19 protein-coding genes are annotated in these 20,926 nt (G+C 56.2%); 10 read left to right on the top strand and 9 right to left on the bottom strand.

Going from position 1 to position 20,926, the window contains the following annotated elements:
* Positions 1-19: 19 nt before the first annotated feature.
* The 4 genes from yebS (at position 20) to AC27FC_RS02345 (ending at position 5,771) form a co-directional block, all read left to right on the top strand.
* Positions 20-1,303 carry a membrane integrity lipid transport subunit YebS gene (gene yebS / locus AC27FC_RS02360; RefSeq protein WP_094935587.1) on the top strand — a complete coding sequence of 428 codons (1,284 nt, stop codon included), beginning with the start codon at positions 20-22 and terminating at the stop codon, positions 1,301-1,303.
* Complete coding sequence (locus tag AC27FC_RS02355; RefSeq protein ID WP_039263642.1) at positions 1,272-3,905, top strand: PqiB family protein; 2,634 nt, start codon at positions 1,272-1,274, stop codon at positions 3,903-3,905. The genes yebS and AC27FC_RS02355 overlap by 32 nt, the downstream gene beginning before the upstream one ends.
* A 77-nt stretch (positions 3,906-3,982) precedes the next feature.
* Entirely contained in the window at positions 3,983-5,425 is a 1,443-nt protein-coding gene (gene rsmF / locus AC27FC_RS02350) for a 16S rRNA (cytosine(1407)-C(5))-methyltransferase RsmF (protein WP_400456858.1), read from the top strand.
* Positions 5,426-5,531: 106 nt separating this feature from the next.
* Positions 5,532-5,771: a YebV family protein gene (locus AC27FC_RS02345; protein WP_008500472.1), complete on the top strand. Its 240-nt coding sequence runs from the start codon at positions 5,532-5,534 to the stop codon at positions 5,769-5,771.
* A 34-nt stretch (positions 5,772-5,805) separates the two neighbouring features.
* On the opposite strand, the gene pphA is transcribed toward AC27FC_RS02345, so the two are convergent.
* Positions 5,806-6,450, bottom strand: a complete 645-nt coding sequence (pphA, locus tag AC27FC_RS02340) for a protein-serine/threonine phosphatase (RefSeq protein WP_033145837.1) — start codon at positions 6,448-6,450, stop codon at positions 5,806-5,808.
* Between the two features lie 166 nt (positions 6,451-6,616).
* Here pphA and AC27FC_RS02335 point away from each other — a divergent pair, with 166 nt between their 5' ends.
* A complete protein-coding gene (locus tag AC27FC_RS02335; protein WP_094935590.1) occupies positions 6,617-7,558 on the top strand; it encodes a VirK/YbjX family protein in 942 nt (313 codons plus the stop codon).
* 173 nt (positions 7,559-7,731) lie between these two features.
* Positions 7,732-8,628: a glycosyltransferase family 17 protein gene (locus tag AC27FC_RS02330; RefSeq protein WP_196354250.1), complete on the top strand. Its 897-nt coding sequence runs from the start codon at positions 7,732-7,734 to the stop codon at positions 8,626-8,628.
* Positions 8,629-9,067: 439 nt separating this feature from the next.
* Here the strand turns inward: AC27FC_RS02330 and AC27FC_RS02325 are convergent, their stop codons facing one another.
* The 3 genes from AC27FC_RS02325 to yobA are packed head-to-tail and all read right to left on the bottom strand — an operon-like array spanning position 9,068 to position 10,665.
* Positions 9,068-9,406 (bottom strand): YebY family protein, encoded by a 339-nt coding sequence (locus AC27FC_RS02325; RefSeq protein WP_033145840.1) that lies wholly within the window; start codon positions 9,404-9,406, stop codon positions 9,068-9,070.
* Between the two features lie 16 nt (positions 9,407-9,422).
* A complete protein-coding gene (gene copD, locus AC27FC_RS02320) occupies positions 9,423-10,292 on the bottom strand; it encodes a copper homeostasis membrane protein CopD (RefSeq protein WP_094935592.1) in 870 nt (289 codons plus the stop codon).
* A gap of 1 nt (position 10,293) precedes the next feature.
* Complete coding sequence (gene yobA, locus AC27FC_RS02315) at positions 10,294-10,665, bottom strand: CopC domain-containing protein YobA (protein ID WP_094935593.1); 372 nt, start codon at positions 10,663-10,665, stop codon at positions 10,294-10,296.
* Between the two features lie 136 nt (positions 10,666-10,801).
* Between yobA and AC27FC_RS02310 the strand changes: the two genes are divergently transcribed.
* The 3 genes from AC27FC_RS02310 (at position 10,802) to exoX (ending at position 12,480) form a co-directional block, all read left to right on the top strand.
* A complete protein-coding gene (locus AC27FC_RS02310; protein WP_013096102.1) occupies positions 10,802-11,032 on the top strand; it encodes a DNA polymerase III subunit theta in 231 nt (76 codons plus the stop codon).
* A gap of 110 nt (positions 11,033-11,142) precedes the next feature.
* Complete coding sequence (locus tag AC27FC_RS02305) at positions 11,143-11,793, top strand: carbon-nitrogen hydrolase family protein (protein WP_033145843.1); 651 nt, start codon at positions 11,143-11,145, stop codon at positions 11,791-11,793.
* A gap of 24 nt (positions 11,794-11,817) precedes the next feature.
* Positions 11,818-12,480: an exodeoxyribonuclease X gene (gene exoX, locus AC27FC_RS02300; RefSeq protein ID WP_010432611.1), complete on the top strand. Its 663-nt coding sequence runs from the start codon at positions 11,818-11,820 to the stop codon at positions 12,478-12,480.
* Here the strand turns inward: exoX and ptrB are convergent.
* Both ptrB and AC27FC_RS02290 read right to left on the bottom strand, forming a co-directional pair.
* Complete coding sequence (gene ptrB, locus AC27FC_RS02295; protein WP_196354249.1) at positions 12,477-14,537, bottom strand: oligopeptidase B; 2,061 nt, start codon at positions 14,535-14,537, stop codon at positions 12,477-12,479. The genes exoX and ptrB overlap by 4 nt on opposite strands.
* 85 nt (positions 14,538-14,622) lie before the next feature.
* Positions 14,623-15,270 carry a tellurite resistance TerB family protein gene (locus tag AC27FC_RS02290; protein WP_039263650.1) on the bottom strand — a complete coding sequence of 216 codons (648 nt, stop codon included), beginning with the start codon at positions 15,268-15,270 and terminating at the stop codon, positions 14,623-14,625.
* A gap of 170 nt (positions 15,271-15,440) precedes the next feature.
* Here AC27FC_RS02290 and purT point away from each other — a divergent pair, with 170 nt between their 5' ends.
* Positions 15,441-16,619 (top strand): formate-dependent phosphoribosylglycinamide formyltransferase, encoded by a 1,179-nt coding sequence (purT, locus tag AC27FC_RS02285; RefSeq protein WP_045888028.1) that lies wholly within the window; start codon positions 15,441-15,443, stop codon positions 16,617-16,619.
* Positions 16,620-16,660: 41 nt separating this feature from the next.
* On the opposite strand, the gene kdgA is transcribed toward purT, so the two are convergent.
* The 3 genes from kdgA to zwf form a co-directional block, all read right to left on the bottom strand.
* Entirely contained in the window at positions 16,661-17,302 is a 642-nt protein-coding gene (gene kdgA, locus AC27FC_RS02280; protein WP_014884307.1) for a bifunctional 4-hydroxy-2-oxoglutarate aldolase/2-dehydro-3-deoxy-phosphogluconate aldolase, read from the bottom strand.
* A gap of 39 nt (positions 17,303-17,341) precedes the next feature.
* Entirely contained in the window at positions 17,342-19,153 is a 1,812-nt protein-coding gene (edd, locus tag AC27FC_RS02275; protein WP_094935595.1) for a phosphogluconate dehydratase, read from the bottom strand.
* Positions 19,154-19,385: 232 nt separating this feature from the next.
* Positions 19,386-20,861, bottom strand: coding sequence for a glucose-6-phosphate dehydrogenase (gene zwf / locus AC27FC_RS02270; protein WP_023312228.1), 1,476 nt, complete (start codon positions 20,859-20,861; stop codon positions 19,386-19,388).
* Positions 20,862-20,926 lie beyond the last annotated feature (65 nt).

Raw genomic sequence — 20,926 nt, 5'->3', positions numbered from 1 at the left:
ACTTATTTGTGCGCAGCTGATGGCCTTAAAAACAACCAAAATTACGCCGACAAGAAAGATAACTGTCCATACGGTGAGCGAAGCTTTGCCACGTGCACATTATCAGCGTTGCCCCCAGTGCGATACGCTTTTTATGTTGCCGAAGATGAAATCGCACCAAAGTGCCTTTTGTCCCCGCTGCGACGCCAAAATTCGCGACGGCCGCGACTGGTCGCTCACCCGCCTCGCCGCCATGGCCGTCACCATGCTGCTGCTAATGCCCTTCGCCTGGAGCGAACCGCTGCTGAAACTCTACCTGCTTGGCGTGCGCATTGACGCCAACGTGCTGCAGGGTATCTGGCAGATGACCCGTCAGGGGGATCCCATCACCGCTGCCATGGTGCTGTTCTGCACCGTTGGTGCGCCGCTGGTGCTGGTCGCCGCCATTGCCTATCTGTGGTTTGGCAATATTCTCGGCATGAACCTTCGCCCGGTGCTGCTGATGCTGGATAAGCTCAAAGAGTGGGTGATGCTGGATATTTATCTGGTGGGCGTGGGCGTTGCGTCAATAAAGGTACAGGACTACGCCTTTTTGCAGCCCGGCATCGGACTCTTTGCTTTCATCAGCCTGGTATTGCTGAGCATCCTGACGCTGATCCACCTGAACGTTGAACAGCTCTGGGAGCGATTTTATCCTCAGCGCCCCGCCACGCGTCCTGATGAAAATCTGCGCGTCTGTCTGGGATGCCACTATACCGGCTTGCCCGACGCGCGTGGGCGCTGCCCGCGGTGTCACATTCCGTTGAGACTGCGGCGCAACAACAGCCTGCAAAAATGCTGGGCCGCGCTGATCGCCTCCCTGGTGTTTCTGATCCCAGCCAATATGCTGCCGATTTCCATCATTTACGTGAATGGCGGGCGTCAGGAGGATACTATCCTCTCCGGGATTATCTCCCTTGCGCACAGCAACGTCGGGGTGGCGGCGATCGTTTTTATTGCCAGTATCCTGGTTCCCTTTACCAAAGTGGTGGTGATGTTTACCCTGCTCATCAGCATTCACTTTAAATGTGAACAAGGCTTACGGCCCCGCATTCTGCTGCTGCGGTTCGTCACCTGGATTGGCCGCTGGTCAATGTTAGATCTGTTCGTGATTTCGCTGATGATGTCGCTCATCAATCGCGACCAGCTACTTGCTTTTACAATGGGACCCGCGGCTTTTTATTTCGGCTCTGCGGTGATATTGACTATTCTTGCTGTGGAATGGCTGGATAGCCGCTTACTTTGGGATGCACATGAGTCAGGAAACCCCCGCTTCGCCGACTGAAGCGAGAATTAAAACAAAACGCCGCATTTCGCCATTCTGGTTGCTGCCCGTCATCGCCCTGATGATTGCAGGCTGGCTGATCTGGACGAGCTATGAAGATCGCGGGAGTACCGTCACCATTGATTTCCAGACCGCCGACGGCATCGTCGCCGGGCGAACGCCCGTTCGCTTCCAGGGGGTTGAAGTGGGTACGGTTCAGGACATCTCCCTTGGAAAAGGGCTGAACAAGATTCAGGTGCGGGTCAGTATTAAATCTGACATGCAGGATGCCCTGCGCAGCGAAACGCAGTTCTGGCTGGTCACGCCAAAAGCGTCTCTGGCGGGCGTGTCAGGGCTGGATGCGCTCGTGGGCGGTAACTATATCGGCATGATGCCGGGTAAAGGAGAGCCGCAGGATCACTTTGTTGCCCTGGATACACAGCCCAAGTACCGCCTTAACAACGGCGATTTAATGATTCATCTGCAGGCGCCGGATCTCGGTTCTCTGAACAGCGGTTCGCTGGTCTATTTCCGCAAAATCCCGGTTGGCCGCGTGTACGATTACGCGATCAACCCGAATAAACAGGGCGTCACCATCGACGTGCTGATCGAGCGTCGCTTCACCAATCTGGTGAAAAAAGGCAGCCGCTTCTGGAACGTCTCCGGCGTGGATGCGGACCTCAGCCTGAGCGGTGCGAAAGTGAAGCTGGAGAGTCTGGCCGCGCTGGTGAATGGTGCCATTGCCTTTGACTCCCCGGAAAACTCAAGCCCTGCCACCGCGGATGACTCGTTTGGATTGTACGCTGACCTGGCGCACAGCCAGCGCGGCGTGATCGTCAAACTCGCCCTGCCCGATGCTAAGGGGCTAAAAGCGGGTTCAACGCCGCTGATGTATCAGGGGTTGCAGGTTGGTCAGCTCACCAAAATGACGCTCAACCCGGGCGGCTCGGTCACAGGAGAAATGACTGTCGATCCGAGCGTGGTCGACCTCCTGCGCGAGAAAACGCGTATCGAAATGCGCAGTCCAAAGCTCTCCCTGAACGATGCCAGCCTCAGCACGCTGTTGACCGGCAATACGTTTGAGCTCATCCCCGGTGAAGGTGAGCCCAGCAATAGCTTCGTGATTGCCCCGGCGGATAAATCCCTGCTGCAAAAGCCGGGCGTAGTGACCGTCACGCTGAATGCGCCAGAAAGTTACGGAATCGAAGCCGGCCAGCCGTTAATTTTACACGGCGTGCAGGTCGGCCAGGTGCTGGAGCGTAAGCTCTCCGCGAATGGCGTGACCTTCTCGGTCGCCATCGATCCGCAGTACAGCGACCTGGTGCACGGTGACAGCAAATTCGTGGTGAACAGTCGCGTCGATGTGAAGGTGGGACTGGACGGCGTGGAATTCCTCGGCGCCAGCGCCAGCGAATGGGTTAACGGCGGCATCCGCATTCTGCCCGGTGATAAAGGCCCCGTTCGCGACAGCTATCCGCTGTATGCCAACCTGGAGAAAGCGGTTGAAAACAGCCTGAGCGATCTCCCTACCACCACGCTGACATTAAGCGCCGAGACGCTGCCGGACGTACAGGCAGGATCCGTGGTGCTGTATCGCAAGTTTGAAGTTGGGGAAGTGATCGCCGTTCGCCCGCGTGCGGACGCGTTTGATATCGAACTGCATATCAAGCCGGAGTACCGCAAGCTGCTGACGCCAAACAGCGTCTTCTGGGCCGAAGGCGGCGCGAAAGTTCAGCTTAACGGTAACGGGCTGACCGTGCAGGCCTCCCCGCTCTCACGCGCGCTGCGCGGCGCGATAAGCTTCGATAATCTCAGCGGCGCGGGGGCGAATCTGCGTAAAGGCGATAAGCGTATTCTCTTCCCGTCCGAAACCGCCGCGCGCGCCGTGGGTGGACAGATTACCCTGCACGCGTTTGATGCCGGTAAGCTGGCGGAAGGCATGCCAATCCGCTATCTGGGCATTGATATTGGACAAATCCAGAAGCTGACGCTGATTACCTCGCGCAACGAGGTGCAGGCCACCGCCGTGCTGTACCCGGAATATGTGCAGACCTTCGCCCGCACGGGTTCGCGCTTCTCGGTGGTGACGCCGCAGATCTCGGCCGCGGGCGTTGAGCATCTCGACACCATTTTGCAGCCGTACATCAACGTTGAGCCGGGCCAGGGCAATGCCCGTCGTGATTTCGAGCTTCAGGAAGCCACAATCACCGACTCGCGCTACCTTGGCGGCCTGAGCATCGTGGTGGAAGTGCCGGAAGCGGGCTCGCTGAGCATCGGCACCCCGGTTCTGTTCCGCGGCATTGAAGTGGGTACGGTCACGGGCCTGACGCTCGGTACGCTCTCCGACCGCGTAATGGTGGCGTTACGCATCAGCGAACGCTACCAGCACCTGGTCCGTAATAACTCGGTATTCTGGCTGGCATCAGGCTATTCGCTGGACTTTGGCCTGACGGGAGGCGTGGTGAAAACCGGCACCTTCAACCAGTTCATTCGCGGCGGTATCGCGTTTGCCACGCCGCCGGGCACGCCGCTGGCGCCGAAAGCGCAGCCGGGTAAACACTTCCTGCTGCTCGAAAGCGAACCGAAAGAGTGGCGCGAATGGGGAACCGCCCTGCCGCGTTAATCTGAAAGGCTCCGGTGTCAACGCACCGGAGCCTTTATGTTACACTGCGCACCTGAACTTTTCCCTGTGGTGTGCCCGTGGCTCAAAACTCCGTATTTCTTCCTGAACAATTCCTGGCGCAGATGCGCGAGGCGCTTCCTTCTCACCTGTCGTTAGATGATTTTATCGCCGCCTGCCAGCGTCCGTTACGCCGAAGTATTCGCGTCAACACGCTGAAAATCAGCGTCGAGGATTTTCTGGCGCTGGTCTCGCCGTACGGCTGGCAGCTTACGCCGGTCCCGTGGTGCGCCGAGGGGTTCTGGATCGAACGCGATGACGAAGCCTCGCTGCCGCTGGGCAGTACCGCTGAACATCTGAGCGGTCTGTTCTATATTCAGGAAGCCAGCTCGATGCTGCCGGTGGCCGCCCTGTTTGCCGATGGCAATGCGCCTGAACGCGTGATGGATGTTGCCGCCGCTCCTGGCTCAAAAACCACGCAAATTGCCGCCCGAATGGGTAACCACGGGGCGATCCTCGCCAACGAGTTTTCCGCCAGCCGCGTGAAGGTGCTGCATGCCAACATCAGCCGCTGCGGTATTCATAATGTTGCCCTGACGCACTTCGACGGACGCGTGTTTGGCGCCGCCTTACCGGAAGCCTTCGATGCCATTCTGCTGGACGCGCCCTGCTCCGGCGAAGGGGTGGTGCGTAAAGATCCCGACGCGTTAAAAAACTGGTCAGTTGAGAGCAACCTTGAGATCGCCGCCACGCAGCGCGAGCTGATCGACAGCGCATTTCACGCGTTGCGCCCTGGCGGCACGCTGGTCTATTCAACGTGCACCTTAAACCGCGATGAAAACGAAGACGTCTGCCTGTGGCTGAAAGCGAACTACCCGGAGGCAGTTGAGTTCCTGCCGCTTAACGGCCTGTTCGCCTCGGCACAGGAGGCGGTCACTCCGGAGGGTTTCCTTCACGTGTTCCCGCAGATTTACGACTGCGAAGGTTTTTTTGTGGCGCGTTTGCGTAAAACGCAGGCGGTTGAGCCCCTGCCCGCACCTAAATTCAAGGTCGGCAACTTCCCGTTTTCCCCTCTTAAAGGCCGCGATGCAGCACAGCTTGAAGCCGCCGCCAAAAAGGTCGGACTGGTCTGGGATGAGAGCCTGCACCCCTGGATGCGTGATAAAGAGATATGGCTGTTCCCGGCACAGATCGAGCCGCTCATCGGAAAGGTCCGTTTTTCGCGAATCGGGATCCGCCTGGCGGAAGTGCATAATAAAGGGTATCGCTGGCAGCATGAGGCCGTTATCGCCCTTGCCGGACGCGAGAATACCTTTGCCCTGACGCATCAGGAAGCCGAAGAGTGGTACCGTGGCCGCGATGTCTATCCGGACAGCACGCCATCAGGCGATGAAGTGATAGTGACGTATCAGGGATATCCGCTGGGGGTGGCAAAAAAGGTCGGCTCAAGGCTGAAAAACAGCTATCCGCGCGAGCTGGTTCGGGACGGCCGTCTGTTTACCGGTAACGATCGCACAGCCTGAAAAAAAGCGCATTTTTTTACTGGCGATTTTGCTCTCCTTGTCTACGATCAAAAATGGGTGACCACACTGGTCATACCAGATTTTGACAACCGACCCGGAGAGCACTATGACGAAAACCAGCGTGCGTATTGGCGCTTTTGAGATCGACGACGCAGAGCTGCGCGGCGAAGCACAAGGCGATCGAACGTTAAGTATTCCCTGCAAATCCGACCCGGATTTGTGCATGCAGCTTGATGCATGGGATGCAGACACCAGCGTCCCGGCAATACTTGATGGCGAACATTCTGTCCTTTACCGCGAGCATTACGATAGTAAAACCGATGCCTGGGTCATGCGTCTTGCCTGACCTAAAGAGAACCCGCCCGAAGGCGGGTTATTTATTACTGCAGCTGCGCCAGCGTGAAGTAACCGTCGAAAACAGCACCCGTATCGATGTAGTGGAGATTATTAAAATCATACCTTCTGTCGAGAGGCGTATGTCCAAACCAGAAATGATCCGCTCCGCTGATGCCCTCTCCTTTGCCCACCATAAATCCCATCAGCCTGTCGCGGTTCCATAAGACGCGCTGGGCACTGACCGGTTTTTGCCATCGGTATTCCGCGGCCGGATAATCCGCATGGGCAATCACATTCAGACCGTTCGCACAGGTTATCTCGATGATATGCGGTAAATCGCGACAGGCGTCGAGCAACGACAGGGCCAGCTGTTGCTGGTCGCGTTCAAGATGCGAAAACCATATTCCGCCATTCATCGTCCAGAGTGAAAAATCGTTATTATCCAGACTGTCGAGAGCCATTTGCTCATGGTTTCCCCGCACGGCACGAAACCATTTTTCATGAATTAACTGCAGGCATTTAACACTATCAGGGCCACGATCGATCACATCCCCGACCGAAATAAGTAAATCCTCATACGGGTTAAAGTGACGGCGTTTAAGCTCATCCATAAGCCACTGGTAACAACCGTGTATATCGCTGACAACCCAGACGTGACGCCACATCCCACCTTCAATTCGCTGATACATAGAACCTCCTTTAAACAGTATAGCCGCCGCAGAAAAGGCGACAGACCGGCGCGGTCGTCACGAAGTGAAACAAACGGTAAACCAAACAGAAATAAAGATCCTCGCGCTATTAATCCCTTTTTATTGGCTCTTTAGAATAAGGGTATAAAAAAAGAGGGGTCTTCACGTGTCTAATACGCACCTGCATAACGATGTTTTCTATCCGCATCGCACAAACATTATTTCCGAGCTGGTGAACGGCAAACGCGTGCCGGGCCCAATCTGGCGTAAACGCGAATATCGCCTGAAGTTCCTTTTACGCTCGCTTCTGTTCTGGTCTTCTACCCATCGCATGCTGGAAGCCCTTTCGGGTCGCGACGATTTCGACAGGCTGCTGGCCTCTCAAATTACGTTGCCCAGCAAGACCCACCGACAGTATCTGATGCGCGGCCTGACGGCTAACGATCGCGCCGACGCTATCGTCAACCATTACTACTGGATTGATAGCCTGAAAGAGAGCGGTCTCGCTCAGGCCCTGAGCAGCCCGCAGGAGCAAACCGTTGTGCAGTTCCACGCCAAAGACGGCGTAACCTATACGGTCAATGCCTCCTCTGCGGGGAAAGCCGAGCGCGAAGGCGAAAGCACGCTGTGGCTACGCGACAACGAGGATACGCTGCTGGCCAGCCTGACCTTTAGCGTCGCGCGCAGTAACGGCCAGCAAGTCATGGTCATCGGCGGGCTTCAGGGGCCCCGCCGCAGCGTATCGCGAGATGTCATTAAGCAGGCCACCCGCGCCTGTCACGGCCTGTTCCCTAAGCGCGTGTTAATGGAAGTTCTTTTTCAGCTGGCTGCACAGTCATCTGTCCGGGCGATTTTTGCCGTCAGCGATGAAGGGCACGTTTTCCGCGCGTTGCGATATCGCCTGAGCAAAGGCCGCCATTTCCACGCCAGCTACGATGAATTTTGGGCGTCTCTGGACGGTAAAAAACTTTCAAGCTTCTGCTGGCAACTGCCGCTGCAGATGGAGCGTAAATCCCTTGAAGAAATTGCCAGTAAAAAACGCGCCGAATACCGCCGTCGCTTTGAGCTGCTCGATGAAATAGAGGCATCCGTTAAGTCCCACTTTTAAGCCTGGCTGGCGTCTTCGCTCACTGCATAGCGGATGCATTCCGTTTAAAAAAGAATGATAAAGCAGCGCACTATTGCACAGGGCGAGGGCGCTCAGTTAGCATTGCGCGAAATGAAACCGGCGAATGCGTTGGGAAGAGCGCAATGTGGGCGCAAAAATGAGGGACTTCGGTAATGATCTATGACTGCTTCTTATATTACGATGAAGATATGCTTCTCGAAATCAGGCTAAACACGCTCGCGGGCGTTGTCGATCGCTTCGTTATCGTTGAGTCAACGTATACCTTTACCGGTAAAAAGAGGCCGCTGCATTTTGACATTAATAAATACAGCCAGTTTAAAGATAAAATTATCTACGTTGTTCATGATAAAGAACCGATTACGAAAGCCGCTGAAGAATCACACCCTGCTCCGGAGGTGATTCCGGGTCTGCCAGAGGGAATGGTGGTGGATGCGTGGGCAAATGAAGCCGCGCAGAGGAATGCCATCATGCAGGGTTTGACGCATGCCAACGATGATGATTTGATTTTAGTTTCCGATGTCGATGAGATATTTTCACCACAGGTGGTAGCATCGATAAATCCCAAAAAGCTCTGCACCACTATTTATCAGAATTTCTATAATTATCAGTTCAACCTGCAGGTTTTTAATACTGACAACACGCCAAGAAAATGTAAATTACCGAGAGCCACACAATATAAAAATCTCGTTAGTTTCTTTGGCGGCGAACCTGAATCATTCAGGAATCTTAAACGCACCCGAAGCGTTAAAAACTGGTCCTGGCTAAAGTGGAACTGGTTCAAGATTAACAACAGCATTATTGACAATGGTGGCTGGCACTTCTCGTGGGTAATGACCCCCGAGCGCATCTCAGAAAAAATGTCGACCATATCCCATACTGAATACGATCTTCCTGAGTTTAACAACCCGGAACACATCATGAAGGTCATTAAAAATGCGGAAGATATCTGGGGGCGGGACAGGACGTTAATCAAGCAAGAGCTAACGGTTGAAAACTTCCCGGAGTACATTGTCCGCCACAAAGACAAATTCAGCGCGTTCATTATTTAGCTTAGGAATGCCCTTTTGCTCGCCAGAGGGCGTTTGCTCAGCGGTCGCTCGGCCACAAAATTTTAACATAGATCCCAAAAAACCCTGGACGCACGCGGTCCTGAGTATGTTATGGTTTAGACAGGATATGGAATGTTCGAGAAAGTTTCGGGTGATTTAGAGTCAACACCGAACAACACTTTGAAAAACATACAGATAAAAAGAGACCGAATACGATTCCTGTATTCGGTCCAGGGAAATGGCTCTTGGGAGAGAGCCGTGCGCTAAAAGTTGGCATTAATGCAGGCTAAGTCGCCTTGCCTTTTAAGAATAGATGACGACGCCAGGTTTTCCAGTCCACAGCAAAAGCGGTCGGAAAAAAAGCGCCAGAGCATCATTAAAAGTGAAAAACCGCAGTGCTTTCGCAAGCATCTGCGGTTTTTTATTGGAAACCCGAACGTTAGCAGAGCTTGTCGGCGCGCTCGATAAACGGCGCCAGACTCATTTTTTGTCCCGGATGCGCCGGGTCATCGATCTGAATAATGCTAATCGGCTGGCCGCTGCTCTTGCCGCTGGCTACCTGCTGCTCTGCGGTATCATTCAGCGGGTATTGCACCAGCGTACTCGGGTTGATCGCATACAGCGCATGGCCTGGACGGCAGGTAAGCATCACCTCTTCGCGATTGAACGCCCATTTGTCCTTACCCACTTCAAAACGACTCACGGTGATAACCTGCGGTGCGGCAAGGGCGCTCCCCGTACAGGCCAGCAATAAGAGAGAAAGTACAGTCTTTTTCATATGATATTTAACCTTGTCAGAAGGGTTCCCAGGTGGCGAACAGACTGACCGTTGCCAGCACCAGCGCTCCCAGCACCACTTCTGCCTGTGTCATCCTGATAAAAATCTGTTGTGCTCGCCCGCTCTCCGGACGAAACCGTGGCACCAGAAAATACCGATTTGCCAGCGCAATTACCACCATCAACGCCACCAGCGCACATTTGAACAACAAAAACCGCACGTAGCCAGCCTGCCAGGGAATATCGAGGCCCAGTATCATGAGCGCATTTATCACCCCGGAGAGCAGGACGCCCGCAACGGCGTAATGCCCCACGCGCGAGAAGCGCATCATGGTAAAGATGGCGGCATTCTGCCAGCGCCCTTTCGCCAGACGCATGCAGAACAGCAGGGGCAGTAATCCGCCAAGCCAGGTGGCGGCACATATCAGGTGAAAAGCATAATTAAGACGCTGCAGCGCCCCCGTCGGACCGTCGTTCATCGCCGCATGCCCTACCCCAGCCAGCAGGATAAGCTGGCCCATTGCGAGCAGCAGCAGCCGCGAACCTTTCAGCGGCGCAAGCCATGCCGCACCGACCGTCAGCGCAGCGAGGATTATTTGCCACAGCCAGACACCGCCAAACCGGGTTCCCATCACGCTGAACCAGATCTGTGGCGCAAACACATCTCCCCAGCCGTTGCCCATCAATCCGCCCTGCAGCATAAACATCAGGACCGCTGCCGCAAGGCTCACTAAGGCCGCCACTTTCTGCTGCGACTGGAATCGCCGGGACAGCAGACGGTGGAGAGAGGAAGGCGTAAACCAGACGCTGTAAAGCGCATTGCCAAACACCAGCATCAGCGCCCCAAAATGGATAAAGCGTAGCCCGATATAACACAGCGCCAGCATGCTATTTCACGCTAAAGTGATAGCTGCCTTTGGTTTTATGGCCATCCACGGAGACCACATGCCAGTCCACCTGGTAAGTCCCTGACGCCAGCGTTTGTTCCAGCGGCACGGTAAGCTGAGCTTTGTTCTTTTCGTCGCGCGTAGCGGTTCCCGTTTTGATGACCTGCTTTTGCGCATCCGTTACCACCACACCGCTAAATCCAGGTTCGATACCTTCTGAAAAATTCAGCTTAAGTGCCTGCGGTGCGGTCACGACGCTGTCTGCTGCCGGGATCTGCTGTTTAAGATGTGCATGTGCCAGCACGGAAGGCGTCATCATTGTCGAGGCCACAAAAACCAGTGCGCAGAACGCGCGGGAAGCGGAGAAACCCATCCTATCATTCCTTTTTGTTATGTCTGTATGCTAAAGAATAACGCTGTATAATAAACGAGTCGAGGATCATCCTGCCTCCGCTTGTCATCGTCGTGCAATCGCGGTAACGTTGCCGCCGCATAAAAAGGAGAAGGTAATGAAGATCAATCTGGCCGCCCTTCCGCAGGACGAGATGGATAAAGTGAATGTCGATCTCGCTGCCGCTGGCGTCGCGTTCAAAGAGCGTTACAACATGCCCATCGTGGCTGAAGTCGTGGAACGGGAACAGCCCGCCCATCTGCGCGACTGGTTTCGCGAAAGACTCATCGCCCACCGCCTCGCCTCGGTCAACCTCTCCCGTTTACCGTACGAGCCTAAAGTTAAATAAGCTTAACGAGTCGTTACATTTCCTTACGCGGAATCTGGCAGGATAAGAAAACCCTGATTATTTTAGGTGTATTCTTAAATCTCTGCGACTCAGTGTATAAGGAAGTCACGATGTCACATTGGAATATAGCGGCAGCCCAGTATGGCGGGCTGCATCAGACTGTAGATGACCATGTTACGCACCACCTGCGCTTCATCGCCGAAGCAGCACGGCAGCGGTGCGATCTGCTGGTTTTCCCTGAACTCTCATTAACGGGCTCTGGCTCGCCGACGTTACCTCCCCCGCCCGATGACGCGCAGCTGGAGCCGCTGCTCAACGCGGCACATCAACACCAGATCACCGTTATTGCCGGGCTCCCCCTGGAACAGAATGGCCAGCGCCAGAAAGGCCTTGTGCTGTTTTCGCCCGCTCGCCATCGCATTTTGCGCTATCCGCAAGGGGGCGGTGCCAGCCTCGTGCCGGGGGATAAACACCTTACCATCCTTGATGCACATCCCGATTCGCCCAATCTCGATCCCCGGGCAACGCTTGTTACCAGCTGCCAGTCGGTGGGGGATAATCGCTGGCGGCAGTCCATCAGTAACCTGCAGCGCTTCGCGCATAAATATGCCATTGCGGTGCTGATGGCGAACGCCTGCGGCGGCAGCGCGCTGTGGGATGAAAAAGGCCAGCTGATCGTGCGCGCGGATAAGGGCGAGCTTCTGGTGACCGGCACGCTCGGCGGAGAGGGTTGGCAAGGCGATATCATTCCTTTAGGCTAGGCGTTTTAAGCTCAGGAGTTTTCAATGCTGCGCGTCATCGATACCGAAACTTGCGATCTTCAGGGCGGAATAGTGGAAGTGGCCTCTGTCGACGTGGTTGATGGTAAAATCGTCAACCCAATGAGCCATCTGGTGCGTCCCGATCGCCCCATCAGCCCTCAGGCGATGGCTATCCATCGCATTACCGAATCGATGGTGGCGGATAAGCCGTGGATCGAAGAGATTATTCCGCACTACTACGGTAGCCCGTGGTACGTCGCGCATAACGCCAGCTTTGACCGCCGGGTGTTGCCTGAAATGCCGGGGGAATGGATTTGCACCATGAAGCTGGCGCGTCGCCTCTGGCCGGGGATTAAATACAGCAACATGGCGCTGTACAAGTCCCGCAAGCTGAGCGTCCGTACCCCTGAGGGGCTTCACCATCACCGCGCCCTGTATGACTGCTATATCACCGCCGCGTTGCTGATTGATATTATGAATATCTCTGGCTGGACGCCGGATGACATGGCGACGATCACAGGACGTCCCGCGCTGCTGACCACGTTTACCTTTGGTAAATATCGCGGGAAGCCGGTGTCCGAGGTGGCGGATAAAGACCCGGGCTATTTGCGCTGGCTGTATAACAACCTCGACAGAATGAGCCCGGAGCTGCGCTTAACGCTGAAACATTATCTGGGCGACGCTTAACGCTCCGCACGGCCTAGCAGCGTGTCCTGCGCCAGGCCTATTAAAAAGGCATATTCCAGCGCAACCCCTTCGTACGATTTAAATCGCCCCGATTTCCCCCCGTGTCCGGAATCCATATCGGTACACAGCAGCAGCAGATTGTCATCGGTTTTCAGCTCACGCAGTTTTGCCACCCATTTTGCCGGCTCCCAGTATTGCACCTGAGAATCATGCAAACCGGTGGTGACCAGCATATGCGGGTAGGCTTTCGCCTCCACGTTATCGTACGGGCTGTACTCTTTCATATAGCGGTAGTACATCTCATCCTGCGGATTCCCCCACTCCTCAAATTCCCCGGTAGTAAGGGGAATGGATTCATCGAGCATGGTCGTGACCACATCGACAAACGGAACCTGCGCGACAATCCCCTTAAAGCGGTCGGGACGCTGGTTGATCGCTGCCCCCATCAGCATACCGCCCGCGCTGCCCCCCATCCCAAAGCAGAGCTGCGGATCGCCGTAGCCCTGCTCAATCAGCGCATCGCAGACGTCGAGATAGTCATTGAAGGTGTTTTTCTTCTTCAGGAATTTCCCGTCTTCATACCAGTGCTGGCCCAGCTCACCGCCGCCGCGAATATGGGCGATGGCGAAAACAAAACCGCGATCGAGCAGGCTTAACCGGCTGCTGCTGAAATCGGCGTCCATGCTTGAGCCATACGAGCCGTAGCCGTACACCAGGATAGGGTTTTTGCCTTTCTGGAAATGCGCCCGATGGTAAACAAGAGAGACCGGCACCTCCACGCCATCACGGGCGATGACCCACAGGTGCTCGCTGCGGTAGTTTTCGGACTCAAACCCTTTTACCTCGGTCTGTTTAATCACCTGGCGCTGCCCGGTATCCATATCCAGCTCAAACAGGGTGTCCGGCGTGGTCATGGAGGAGTAGCCGTAGCGCAACCGCGACGATTCGGGTTCAGGGTTGAACCCAATCCACGTCACGTAGGCCGGGTCATCGAACGCAATCCCCACCACTTCCCGGGTTTTTCGGTTGATTTGTCGGATACTGGTCAGCCCGCGCTGACGCTCTTCCACCACCAGCCAGTCGGTAAAGAGGGTGAACCCTTCCAGCATCACCTGATCCCGCGCGGGGATAAGCACCTCCCACTTGCGCTCATCGCGCACTTTGGTTTTATAGAGACCAAAGTTTTTGCCCTCGCGATTGGAGCGCAAATAAAAGCTGTGCTGGAAGTGGTCCAGGCTGTACTCGTGATCCTTGCGGCGCGGCAGGAAACAGAGCGGCTGGGCGTCCGGCAGTTCGGCATCCAGCAGCAGGACTTCCGACGTCGTCGCGCTGGCAAGGAAGATAATCACATAGTGGCGTGAGGAGGTTTTATGCAGGCTGACATAGAAGGTTTCGTCTTTCTCTTCATAAACCAGCTCGTCGTCAGCGGAGTCCGTTCCCACGGTATGTCGCCACACCTGGTAAGGCAGCAGCGTCGACGCGTGCTTTTTGACGTAGTAAACCGTCTCGGAATCATTCGCCCAGACAAAATCCGGGGAGACGTTTTCCAGCATTTCCGGATACCAGTTGCCGGTGTCCAGATTGCGAAACCGCAGGCCGTACTGGCGGCGGGAGAGATAATCCTCCGCCAGCGCCATCACCGCGTTGTCAGGGGAAATGGACATGCCGCCCAGGGTATAAAACTCGCTGTGGGCGGCGCGCTGGTTGGCATCCAGCAGAATATCCCACTCATCCCATTCGGCGCTTAACACCGACTGACGCTGGTAGATGGGATACTCATTGCCGGGCTCGTAAATATGGCGATAGCGATAGCCATTTTTGGTCCAGGGCGCGGAGATATCGCGCTGGGGAATACGCTGCACCATTTCATTCAGCAACTGGTCCTGAAGCGTCTGCTGGCTGGACATGACCTTGCGGCCATAGTCGTTTTCCTCGTGCAGGTAGTCGAGTACCTCTGGCCGGGAGCGAGAATCGTCCCGCAGCCAGTAATAGTTGTCTATACGCGTATCGCCATGCGTGGTGATCGCATAAGGAGTACGTCGGGCTTTCGGTGGCATGTCATCATTCTTTTAAGTTTTACACCCTATAAGGTTGGCAAAACCCACGCATGATGCAAGCGAAACAGCGTCGCGACGGCGACGACTATCCCTGTAACGCCTGTTTTTGCTCCCGGATATCCCGCTCAATGCCCTCGCGCACGTCCTGAGGGATCTTTAACGCATCGCCCAGGGCGTTAAGGTAGCTCCGCTCCATAAAATGATCGATATCGATGGCTGCGCAGCTGAGGAAATAGAGCTCCAGCGCCTCTTCCTCATTTTTCACACTTTGCGCAAGACGCTGCGGCTCGAGCGGCTGTTCTATCGCCTGCGCCACCAGCACTCTTCCCTTCTCTTCAACACCGGCCTCGCGCAGCTGCTGCTCGATCGCCGCTCGTTCCTTATCGTCAATATGCCCGTCGCTTTTCGCGGCAAAAACCAGCGCAAGAATGAGCCGTTCAGTACGCAGATCCAGCGGCGAGGTGTGCTCGCCGTAATGCGGTTCATCGCTGTGCGCGGTCCGTATTCTGTCCTTGTATTTATTCCACAGCACGGTGCCCGCGATGGCGCCGCCGCCGGCCAGCAGCGCGCCTGTACCATACTTTGCCAGCAGCTTGCGTGAGGATTTATTCGCGACCAGCAGGCCTGCCAGCCCGCCGAGCGCGCCGGGTACCAGCAGTTTGCTGAGGTCCCGCTCGCCAGACGATGTTTTCTGCCCTAACAGGGATTGCAATTGATTTAACCAGCCAGACATGGTTTCCCTCACTTAACGGTGAACATGTTTCACAGCGTAAGCGAGCAGGCGTCAGGAAATGTCTGGTCGGGCTAAAGAAGCGCAAATTTCTGTCCCCTCGCTTAGCCGTGCACGAGACAGACGCAAACGTTTTCGTTTATACTGCGCGCAACTTTTTCAGGGGGATTGTTATGATTCGTTTAGGAACTGCGCTGCGGCCTGCGGCGACGCGAGTGATGCTGTTGGGATCGGGCGAGCTGGGAAAAGAGGTCGCCATTGAGTGCCAGCGTTTAGGTGTGGAAGTCATTGCCGTAGACCGTTACGCCGACGCACCCGCCATGCACGTCGCCCATCGTTCTTATGTGATTAACATGCTGGATGGCGATGCCCTTCGCGAACTGATTACGCGCGAAAAACCCGATTTTGTCGTGCCGGAAATTGAGGCCATCGCCACCGATACGCTGATCGCCCTGGAGCAGGAAGGCCAGCGCGTGGTGCCCTGTGCGAAAGCCGCAAAGCTGACCATGAACCGCGAAGGCATTCGTCGCCTGGCGGCGGAAGAGCTGGGATTGCCCACCTCGAGCTACCGTTTTGCTGGCGATAAGGCCGCGTTCCTGCAGGCCGTCGAGGAAATTGGCTACCCGTGCATCGTTAAGCCGGTGATGAGCTCCTCCGGAAAAGGACAGAGCTTTATTCGCGACAGCGGTACCCTGGATAACGCGTGGGATTATGCCCAGCAGGGCGGCCGTGCCGGAGCCGGTCGCGTAATCGTCGAAGGCGTCGTGAAGTTTGATTTCGAAATCACCCTGCTGACCGTCAGCGCCGTTGACGGCGTCCATTTCTGCGACCCGATTGGTCACCGTCAGGAAGATGGCGATTACCGCGAATCCTGGCAGCCGCAGCAGATGAGCGCCCTGGCGCTGGAGCGTGCTCAGGAGATCGCCCGTAAAACCGTCCTGGCGCTGGGCGGGTATGGCCTGTTCGGCGTGGAGCTGTTTGTATGCGGTGATGAGGTGATTTTCAGCGAAGTCTCCCCTCGCCCGCATGACACCGGCATGGTCACGCTGATTTCGCAGGATCTCTCCGAGTTCGCCCTGCACGTGCGCGCCTTCCTCGGCCTGCCCGTCGGCGGTGTTCGTCAGTATGGCCCTGCCGCCTCGGCGGTGATCCTGCCGCAGTTAACCAGCCAGAACGTCACGTTTGATAACGTCGACGGGGCGGTGGGCGCAGGATTGCAGGTACGCCTGTTCGGCAAGCCGGAGATCGACGGAACTCGCCGTCTTGGCGTGGCATTAGCCACCGGGGATAACGTTGACGACGCCGTGGCGAGAGCGAAAGCGGCCGCTGCGAGCGTCAAGGTTGCAGGATAAAAAAACGGGCCAGAAGGCCCGTTTTTCATATGGCGAATGGCTTACTGCTTCGCGCCTTCAACCGCTTCACGAGCCAGTTTGGTGATGCGATCCCAGTCGCCCGCTTCCAGCGCATCCGCCGGAACCAGCCATGAACCGCCGATGCACAGCACGCTTTTCAGCGCCAGGTAGTCACGGTAGTTGGCAGGAGAGATACCGCCCGTCGGGCAGAAGCGTACCTGAGAGAAGGGACCCGCAATCGCCTGCAGCGCTTTGGTGCCGCCGTTCGCTTCGGCCGGGAAGAATTTAAACTCTTTCAGACCGTAGTCCATGCCCAGCATCAGTTCAGAGACGGTGCTGATGCCCGGGATCAGAGGAATGGTACCTTCGGTGGCGGCTTTCAGCAGCGGCTCGGTCAGGCCAGGGCTGATGGCGAACTGCGCGCCTGCTTCGGTCACTTCCGCCAGCTGCTGCGCGTTGAGAACGGTACCCGCACCGATGATGGCGTCAGGCACTTCTTTCGCGATAGCGCGGATAGCATCCATCGCGCAGGCGGTGCGCAGGGTCACTTCCAGAACGCGAACGCCACCCGCAACCAGCGCTTTCGCCATCGGTACAGCGTGCTCCAGCTTGTTTACCACGATAACCGGCACGACAGGGCCAGTGGTCAGGATTGCTTCTGCACTTGTTTTCCAGTTTTTCATCAGAGTTTTCTCTCGCCAGATCGTTAAAATCAAGTCGTCTTAAAACGTAATACAGGTTGCGCCCTGCTCCGCACCGGAGAGTTTCTCACGCAGCGCGCTGAACATTTCGCGTCCGGTCCCCACGCGCGATGCGCTCAGGTCAGGAATATGGGGCTGACGTGCCGCCAGCTCGGCTTCATCCACCAGCAGGGTTAACTCGCCCGTCTGGCCGTTCACGCGGATCATGTCACCGTCGCGCACTTTCGCCAGCAGACCGCCGTCGTAGGCTTCCGGCGTCACGTGGATGGCTGAAGGCACTTTACCGGATGCCCCGGAGAGGCGTCCATCGGTGACTAGCGCAATTTTGAAACGGCGGTCCAATAATACACCAAGTGGTGGCATAAGTTTATGTAATTCTGGCATCCCGTTGGCTTTAGGCCCCTGGTGACGCACCACCACCACGCAGTCTTTATCGAGCAGACCGGCGTCAAAGGCGGGTAACACGTCATGCTGGCTTTCAAATACCACCGCCGGCGCTTCGATAACCTGGTTCTCTTCCGGTACGGCAGAGGTCTTCATTACCGCACGACCAAGGTTGCCGCTCAGCACTTTGGTGCCGCCGTGAGGAGAGAACGGTTTGTCGATAGTGGCAATCACCTGCGCATCAAGAGACGCGCTCGCCCCTTCACGCCAGTCCAGCTCGCCGTTGTTCAGCCACGGCTCCTGGGTGTAGCGCTGAAGGCCAAAGCCCGCCACGGTATTCACGTCTTCATGCAGCAGTCCGCCTTTCAGCAGCTCGCGCATCAGCAGCGGTACGCCGCCTGCGGCCTGGAAGTGGTTGATATCCGCCGGACCGTTCGGGTACAGACGCGCCATCAGCGGCACCACGGAAGAGATCTCGGAGAAGTCATCCCAGTTAATCAGAACGCCCGCCGCACGCGCCATGGCCACCAGGTGCATGGTGTGGTTGGTTGACCCCCCGGTTGCCAGCAGCGCGACAATCCCGTTGACGATGACTTTTTCGTCGACCATTTTGCCCATCGGCATCCATTCGTTGCCGTTGCCGGTCAGACGCGTGACCTGACGGGCCGCGGCCTCGGTCAGCGCCTTGCGCAGCGGGGCATCTGGCTGGATAAAGGACGAGCCCGGAAGCTGCATTCCCATAAATTCCACGACCATCTGGTTAGTGTTAGCCGTACCGTAGAACGTACAGGTCCCCGGCGCATGATAGGACGCGGCTTCCGCCTCCAGCAGCGCCTGACGGTCTGCTTTCCCTTCCGCGTACAGCTGGCGGATACGCACTTTTTCTTTGTTCGGCAGACCGCTCGCCATTGGGCCGGACGGGACGAAGATCGCAGGCAGATGCCCAAACGACAGCGCCGCCATCACCAGGCCTGGGACAATCTTGTCGCACACGCCGAGGTACAGCGCGCCATCAAACATGTTGTGTGACAGGCCCACCGCGGCAGACATCGCAATCACTTCGCGGCTCAGCAGGGACAGCTCCATACCGTCCTGCCCCTGCGTCACGCCGTCGCACATGGCAGGTACGCCGCCCGCCACCTGGCCCACCGCATTTACGCTGTGCAGCGCGTTGCGGATGATAGTGGGATAGACCTCATACGGCTGGTGGGCGGAAAGCATATCGTTATAGGAGGTAATGATAGCGATATTGTTACGCAACATGCTTTTCAGCGACGCTTTATCATCAGGCTGGCAGGCGGCGAAGCCGTGCGCCAGGTTCCCGCAGGCCAGCTGAGATCGGTGGACGGTGCTGCTCTTTGCCTGTTCAATCCGGGCGAGGTAGGCCGAACGGGTCTCTTTCGAGCGCTCGATAATGCGTTGTGTTACGCGTAACAATGTCGGATTCATAAAAGCTCCTCTAAATTATCTGTCCGGCTCGGGAGTTTACAAAGTCGCTGGCAGTTGTTAACAACGCTGAAACGCTTGCTGTCCGGAGCTCAGGGGCAAAATCACTTCCGGCAGTGTAATAAAAAAAGCTCCGCGGGTGAATCCACGCGGAGCTTAAAAGTTGAAAATTGTGCCACTAGCTGTGTTAGATCATGTTACCGGTAAAATAACACTTTCGAGCTAGAGGATTATCTTACTCAAACTCGTTCCAGGAGCGGCCATCGCGGGTGATCATCGCCACCGACGCGACAGGTCCCCATGTACCCGCCTGATACGGTTTTGGCGCATCCTGATCGGCCGCCCAGGCTTCGGTGATGGAGTCGACCCATTTCCACGCCTCTTCCACTTCATCGCGGCGCACGAACAGCGCCTGGATACCGCGCATGGTTTCCAGCAGCAGACGCTCGTAAGCATCGGCCAGGTGCGTCTGGTTGAAGGTTTCGGAGTAGCTCAGATCCAGCTTGGTGGTCTGCAGGTTGTGTTTATGATCCAGCCCCGGCACTTTGTTCAGGATCTGGATATCCACGCCCTCGTCCGGCTGCAGACGAATAGTCAGCTTGTTCTGCGGCAGTTCCTGCCAGGACTCTTTGAACAGGTTCAGTTCCGGGTTTTTGAAGTAAACCACCACTTCGGAACATTTGGCTGGCAGACGTTTACCGGTGCGCAGGTAGAACGGAACGCCCGCCCAACGCCAGTCGTCGATATCCACGCGGATCGCCACGAACGTCTCGGTGTTGCTGGACTTGTTCGCGCCCTCTTCTTCCAGGTAGCCCGGCACTTTTTTGCCTTGCGCAAACCCGGCGGTGTACTGGCCGCGGACGGTCTTCTCACGCACGTTGGAGCGATCGATGCGGCGCAGTGACTTCAGCACTTTCACTTTTGCATCACGGATGCTGTCAGCCGTCAGGTCAGACGGTGGAGACATGGCAATCATGCACAGAATTTGCAGCAGGTGGTTCTGGATCATGTCGCGCATCTGACCGGCCTGGTCAAAGTAGCCCCAGCGACCTTCAATCCCCACCTCTTCCGCCACGGTGATTTCAACGTGGTCGATAGTGCGGTTGTCCCAGTTATTCACAAACAGGGAGTTAGCGAAACGCAGCGCCAGCAGGTTCAGTACCGTCTCTTTACCGAGATAGTGGTCGATACGGTAGACCTGGCACTCTTCAAAGAACTCGCCCACCTGGTCGTTGATTTCACGCGAGGTTGCCAGCGACGTCCCCAGCGGCTTTTCCATCACGACGCGAGCCGGTTTGGCGTTCAGTTTGGCTTCGCCCAGACCTTTGCAGATGGCGCCGAAGGTGCTTGGCGGCATGGCGAAATAGTTAATGGTGACACGGTTTTTCTGATCCAGCATCGCGCCTAAGCGGGTAAACGCGCTGACGTCGTTGACGTCCAGGTTGCAGAAATCGAGGCGTCCACTCAGGGTATCCCACAAACTTTCATCAATTTTTTCCTTCATGAAAGTTTCGAGCGCCTCGCGGACGACTTTGGTATAAGCGTCCTTATCCCAGTCGGCGCGCCCGACACCCAGGATACGGGTATCCGGATGAATTTGGCCCGCTTTCTCCAGTTGATACAGGGAAGGCAGCAATTTTCGGCGTGCAAGATCGCCTTTCGCGCCGAAAATGACCAGGTCACATGCCTGGGCTGTTTGCGTTACCGCCATGTCATTCTCCTCAGTTGGATCACCTGGTACTTCTGCCAGGTATCGTTGTAATTTTATTACAATGC

The sequence above is a fragment of the Enterobacter sp. C3_dUdeg genome (assembly GCF_057536195.1).
This window is presented reverse-complemented; position numbering and strand designations above follow the sequence as displayed.

Coding starts and splice junctions, on each gene's coding strand:
- purT (WP_045888028.1), top strand. CDS start 15,441: ATGATTCGTTTAGGAACTGCGCTGCGGCCTGCGGCGACGCGAGTGATG.
- AC27FC_RS02310 (WP_013096102.1), top strand. CDS start 10,802: ATGAAGATCAATCTGGCCGCCCTTCCGCAGGACGAGATGGATAAAGTG.
- yebS (WP_094935587.1), top strand. CDS start 20: ATGGCCTTAAAAACAACCAAAATTACGCCGACAAGAAAGATAACTGTC.
- AC27FC_RS02305 (WP_033145843.1), top strand. CDS start 11,143: ATGTCACATTGGAATATAGCGGCAGCCCAGTATGGCGGGCTGCATCAG.
- AC27FC_RS02345 (WP_008500472.1), top strand. CDS start 5,532: ATGACGAAAACCAGCGTGCGTATTGGCGCTTTTGAGATCGACGACGCA.
- edd (WP_094935595.1), bottom strand. CDS start 19,153: ATGAATCCGACATTGTTACGCGTAACACAACGCATTATCGAGCGCTCG.
- pphA (WP_033145837.1), bottom strand. CDS start 6,450: ATGTATCAGCGAATTGAAGGTGGGATGTGGCGTCACGTCTGGGTTGTC.
- AC27FC_RS02325 (WP_033145840.1), bottom strand. CDS start 9,406: ATGAAAAAGACTGTACTTTCTCTCTTATTGCTGGCCTGTACGGGGAGC.
- exoX (WP_010432611.1), top strand. CDS start 11,818: ATGCTGCGCGTCATCGATACCGAAACTTGCGATCTTCAGGGCGGAATA.
- zwf (WP_023312228.1), bottom strand. CDS start 20,861: ATGGCGGTAACGCAAACAGCCCAGGCATGTGACCTGGTCATTTTCGGC.
- AC27FC_RS02355 (WP_039263642.1), top strand. CDS start 1,272: ATGAGTCAGGAAACCCCCGCTTCGCCGACTGAAGCGAGAATTAAAACA.
- copD (WP_094935592.1), bottom strand. CDS start 10,292: ATGCTGGCGCTGTGTTATATCGGGCTACGCTTTATCCATTTTGGGGCG.
- kdgA (WP_014884307.1), bottom strand. CDS start 17,302: ATGAAAAACTGGAAAACAAGTGCAGAAGCAATCCTGACCACTGGCCCT.
- AC27FC_RS02330 (WP_196354250.1), top strand. CDS start 7,732: ATGATCTATGACTGCTTCTTATATTACGATGAAGATATGCTTCTCGAA.
- yobA (WP_094935593.1), bottom strand. CDS start 10,665: ATGGGTTTCTCCGCTTCCCGCGCGTTCTGCGCACTGGTTTTTGTGGCC.
- ptrB (WP_196354249.1), bottom strand. CDS start 14,537: ATGCCACCGAAAGCCCGACGTACTCCTTATGCGATCACCACGCATGGC.
- AC27FC_RS02290 (WP_039263650.1), bottom strand. CDS start 15,270: ATGTCTGGCTGGTTAAATCAATTGCAATCCCTGTTAGGGCAGAAAACA.